Annotated in this window: 4 protein-coding genes; all 4 read left to right on the top strand. The window is 25.5% G+C overall.

Annotated elements, in window-relative coordinates:
* The first annotated feature begins 89 nt into the window (after window positions 1–89).
* The 4 genes from ACQCX0_RS06065 (at window position 90) to ACQCX0_RS06050 (ending at window position 4,961) form a co-directional block, all read left to right on the top strand.
* A complete protein-coding gene (locus tag ACQCX0_RS06065) occupies window positions 90–572 on the top strand; it encodes a DUF4402 domain-containing protein (protein WP_462563278.1) in 483 nt (160 codons plus the stop codon).
* Between the two features lie 20 nt (window positions 573–592).
* Window positions 593–1,474, top strand: a complete 882-nt coding sequence (locus ACQCX0_RS06060; protein WP_462563277.1) for a DUF4402 domain-containing protein — start codon at window positions 593–595, stop codon at window positions 1,472–1,474.
* 9 nt (window positions 1,475–1,483) lie between these two features.
* On the top strand, window positions 1,484–2,293 hold the full coding sequence (locus ACQCX0_RS06055) for a fimbrial biogenesis chaperone (RefSeq protein WP_462563276.1): 810 nt from the start codon (window positions 1,484–1,486) through the stop codon (window positions 2,291–2,293).
* A 121-nt stretch (window positions 2,294–2,414) separates the two neighbouring features.
* Entirely contained in the window at window positions 2,415–4,961 is a 2,547-nt protein-coding gene (locus ACQCX0_RS06050) for a hypothetical protein (protein ID WP_462563275.1), read from the top strand.
* Window positions 4,962–5,106: the final 145 nt, after the last annotated feature.

The following is a 5,106-nucleotide window of genomic DNA, read 5'->3' as shown; positions in this document are numbered from 1 at the left end:
AGAATAAATATTAAATAATACTTGCATTTTTATTAAAAAATATTAATAATATAGAGATATTATTGATTATTTGCAAAGGAGCTATATTCATGAAAAAATTATTTATACTATTTATAGTATTATTTTTACCATTAAAAGTAAATGCTGTGACAAAAACACTTAATGTAACGGCAACTTTAGGAACATTATTAACTATAACAGAAACTACGGCTATGAACTTTGGTAATATTGAGGTTGCAGCAACAGGAGGAAGTACTACATTTACATTAGATTATAGTGATGCTGTTACCTCTTCTGGAGGACAAAGTATCTACGACCAAGGGGCAAAAAGCGGTGTGTATACAATATCCGGAAGTTCTAATACCAGTGTAAGTGTAAGTGTTGGGACTATAGCTAACTTAGCTAACGCTGGTAATCCTGAATTAGTAACTACCATAACTGTAAATGCTCAGAATATTATATTAGATAATAGTGGATCAGGCACTGTTAAAACCGGTGGAACAATAGTTGTTCCTGATAATACTCCTTCAGGTGCATATAATGGTAGTTTTGTTTTAACTGTAATATATTAAATTATTTAAGTTTTTAAGTTATGAAAAGATTAGTTATTATTATTTGCTTATTTTTAGGAATAATTGAAAATAAAGTTTTTTCTGCGAATATTGTTGTTAATCAAGGCATGAGTTTTGGTAGGGTTCAATATAATTTAGTACCTGCTTATTATAAGATAGGTAAGAATAATATTTTACAATCAACCAATACTTCTAATACTGCTAATCAGGGATCTAGGCTTGCTATTATTACGATTTATGGCGAGCCTAATGATGAAGTAGAATTATCATTTACTCCTACTAACTTAAACGGGAATACTGGATCAATTATTGTCCAAGACATAGAAGTTATTGATAATAATCATATCATAAAATTAGATAATATAGGACAGGCTGTTGTACACATATCAGGTAGTCTTTCTATTACAGATAATCTATTACAAGGGGTGTTTAATAGTAGTGTTACGGTTTGGGCTAAATATAAAAATCAAAAATTGAATTTATCACAAAGTATCCCAGTATACTTAGACCTGTATTCTGTAAGACAGTTAAGGAATACTGTAATATCACAACTTAGTTTTGGTATAATATATGTATTACCTACTACTTCTTGTTCCATAACAGTTAATTTAGACAATACTAGAATCCATAATTGTCCTGGAGTAGATGGGAGAGTTAGTATTAATGAGTTTACTTATGACAACCTACTAGCAATTTTACCGATAAAACTCAGTACTCTACCAACTCAGGTAATATTAAAAGGTCCAAGTGGAGTAACTTTAATGGTAAATAACTTAAAGAGTTCTATAGATGCCACTAACTTATTTAGCCAAAGGGTTAAAATTGGGGCAACTTTAACTATTCCTACAAATTCTAAACCGGGAATCTATATGGGTACTTATCAAATAACAATTATATTATAAGAGGTAAAAATGAAAAAACGTATAACTTTAGTAGGACTCATTATAATTAGTTTCTCAAAAGTATCTTTGGGAATGTTGGCTGTTAGCAAAACGTATTTATTAGTAGATGATAAAAATAGAAATACAAATATTACTATTTTTAATAATAGTAATAAAGAGCATAACTACAAAGTTACTTTAGTACACTATAAACAAAGTATGTACGGGGATTATACTAAAATTAATAAGGAAGAGAATAATATAAAATTTGCCGATAAATATTTATTATATACCCCCATACAATTTACTATCAAAAAAGGAAGTTCTCAAATCATTAGGATTCAAAAAAAACCTATGGCAGGAGTAAAAGATGGTGAATATCTTAGTTATTTATTAATAACAGAAATTCCTAATAATAGTGATTTTAAAGATATGGCTGTTACTAAGAAAATAGCACAAAGAGAAGGAGAAATTGAACTAAAATTAGTACCTATTTTTAGTATGTCAATACCTCTAGTAGTAAGAAAAGGTGAATTAGTTGGTAAAGCAAGTATTAAAGAAGTTATTTTTAAAAAAATTAATGATAAGGTTAGACTAAATATTTCTATAGGAAGAGAAGGTACCAAGTCTTTAAGAGGGAATCTATTAATTAAAGTAAAGAATAAGATTATTAAAGAGATAAACGGAATTAATGTTTTTCTAAGTACTACTCATCGTCATATATATGTAGATTTTGATAAAAAAACCATGTCCATGTTTAAAAAGGGAAATGTTATAGATATTGAATATATTGATCCTGATACTAAAAAAGTTTTAGCAACAAAAAATATTATAATTTAAGATGAGATGTATACAATATATTTTATACTGTATTATTTGTATTTTATTCTTATTATGTAAAAATCTATATGCTAGTAATTCATACCATGATCTGAAGAGGTTAACAGAGCTTTTATTTTTAGTGCAAGTCAAAGAATACAATCTGAATATAACAATGCTTGTTTATGTTGATACTGTTAATAATAAAAAGTTTGTAGCTTTTGATGAGATTGTTAAAAATTTAGAGTTTGCAATTAATATTGATGATCTAAAAGCAAAAGGGTTTTTTTTTGGTAAAGATAATAGTATAGATATTAATTTAGAAAAAGATTTAAGGTTAATACAAGTTGATAATAAGAAAATATCATTTTCTACCGAAGATGTTAGGATAAATAATAATAGAATGTATTTTTCTACAGATCTAATAGGAATAATATTTGATATAAAATTTAAGTTTAATTTATCTAGATTAATACTTACTATAGACAGCAAACACACATTACCCATAGAAACATATCAGAATAAAAATTTTAATAGAAGTAATAACTTAACTAGTTATTATAAAAAAGAGTATGATCAATATGAGGTATACAATAAATTATTTTCTTATCCTTCTATAGATTTTATGCTTACTAATAGGTTTGCTAAGTATAATGAAGAGAAATATTTTGAAACTGCACACAATATGGTGCTAGGAGGAGTATTTTTAGGATTAGACACAAATATATATAATTTTACTAAATATACAAATCAAAAATATATTAAGAATCCTCAATTCTATATGAATACGATATTTTCTAAAACTTATCCTTTGCACAAAAATAGTACAGCAGTTAAGTATTTTGCCGTTGGGGATATTTCTTCTATAGATAATGCTTTATTAAGTACACCTAAAAGAGGTAGAGGTTTAATAATTTCTTCTATTAATAATTATAATATCAGTCAAAATCAAACTATTACCCTAAGAAATCCATTATTATCTGGCTGGGAGGTAGAATTATATCAGAATAATATCTTAATAGGGTATAAAGTAAAACCGGATATAGATGGTTTTTATAATTTTTCAGAAATTCCGGTTTACCTAGGACTTAATATTTTTAAGCTAGTTTTCTATGGACCTTTCGGTGAAGTAAGAGAAGAAGAAAAAAGAATTTTAATAGGAGCTTCTCCTGTTAGAGCTAATGAATTTTCTTATACTATGTCTTTTATGCAACAAGATAGAAAGATTTTTGAAAATCCGGAAGAGTACCGTTATAATTATAACAATACTACTAATAATAAGTTAAATTCAAATGTTAGCTTATATTATGGAATTTTAGATAGTTTAGCTTTTAAATTAGGATATTCAGTGCAACCTAATAATAATTTTAATAACTTTTTTAATACGGGAATTATTTATACTTTATATGGTTTTGGTTTTGAAAATTATATAGCCGGAAGAGAAAAGTATAACTCTTATGCTAATAAATCTACAATGTTTGGGAGTTTAAATAATTTTGGGTATGTATATTTATCTTATAAAAAATTTAATGGTATAGGGACTCAATCTTCTTATAATAATGATTTGTTAATGAATGATTTCTTGAATATACGTTATAACAATAATTTTAGATTATTTAATTATAATATTCCTATTTATTTAGGTTATAAAAAATATAGTTATGAACGTACTGTACATATTATACCTAAATCAGAGCAGTATATTTATATCAGATCCGCATATAGTATAGTTAATAATTTTTTTCTTACATTAGAATATTATTATGATAAAGTATATATAGAGAGACAAGTTTTAAAATCTATATTAAGTACAAATTATAATCATTTTTCTTTTAAAGGTTACTATGATCAGGAGGTTAATCCAATTCTACAACCCAATAGTTTTGGGTTTAATTTAGATTATAAGAATCATAAACTTGCAATGGTTGTGTATCTCCAAATAGATAGATTTTATAGTAAATGGTTACATAACTATAATTACTATCAAACAGGGATTTCTAAGATAACAAAATTTGGTAAATTTAATTTATCATTTTTGACTGATGCTAATAAAAGACATGAAGTAGGGATAACCTATGGAATTTCATTCGGATATAATGAAAGTAATAAAGAGTTATATTCTGAAACAAAATATCCTTTAACTAATCATGGGAATATAGTTGCTGATATTTTTATTGATAATAATAATAATGGGTCTTATGAAGAGCGCATAGATGAAAAAATTGATGGTGCCAAACTAAAAATTAATACTAGTAATGCAGAAGGTACTCATTCTAAGAAAGGTAATTTATATCAACATGGATTGCCGATTTATGAACCGACAAATATTACAGTTGATATCATGTCTTTAGAAGATATAATGTTAGTTCCGAAAAAGCAGGAATATAATTTAATTTTAAGACCTGCAATTACTCAAAAAATTCTTTTTCCTTTTGTAAAAACTGGTAATATAGAAGGAGTTATATATAAAAATCAGCAACTTTGTGCCTTTGCAAAAATTTTAGTAATTAATAATAAAAATAAGATTATTCAAAAAACTTTTACTGATAAAGAAGGATTGTTTTTACTAGAAAATCTACCATATAATCGTTATATTTTTGAAATTAATTGTAATAATAATAAAACATCAAATAAAGTACAGGTATTTATAGTAAAAGATATTGATTATTTAACAATAAACATTAAATAGTTTATAAAATTCACTATTACTTTTCTAATAATATTTATAATTTAGTCTATTCTACTTTTATAATATTAGTGTCAATATTGGGAGCATTATGAATTCTTTTTAAGCTATTAAAAAAAGTTTTGAGAGTAAAGTAATTTTTATAAAG

The organism is Candidatus Hepatincolaceae symbiont of Strigamia maritima (assembly GCF_055505085.1).
The sequence above is the reverse complement of the archived record's forward strand: the minus strand, read 5'-3'. Positions and strand labels throughout refer to the sequence as shown.

Coding starts and splice junctions, on each gene's coding strand:
- ACQCX0_RS06060 (WP_462563277.1), top strand. CDS start 593: ATGAAAAGATTAGTTATTATTATTTGCTTATTTTTAGGAATAATTGAA.
- ACQCX0_RS06065 (WP_462563278.1), top strand. CDS start 90: ATGAAAAAATTATTTATACTATTTATAGTATTATTTTTACCATTAAAA.
- ACQCX0_RS06055 (WP_462563276.1), top strand. CDS start 1,484: ATGAAAAAACGTATAACTTTAGTAGGACTCATTATAATTAGTTTCTCA.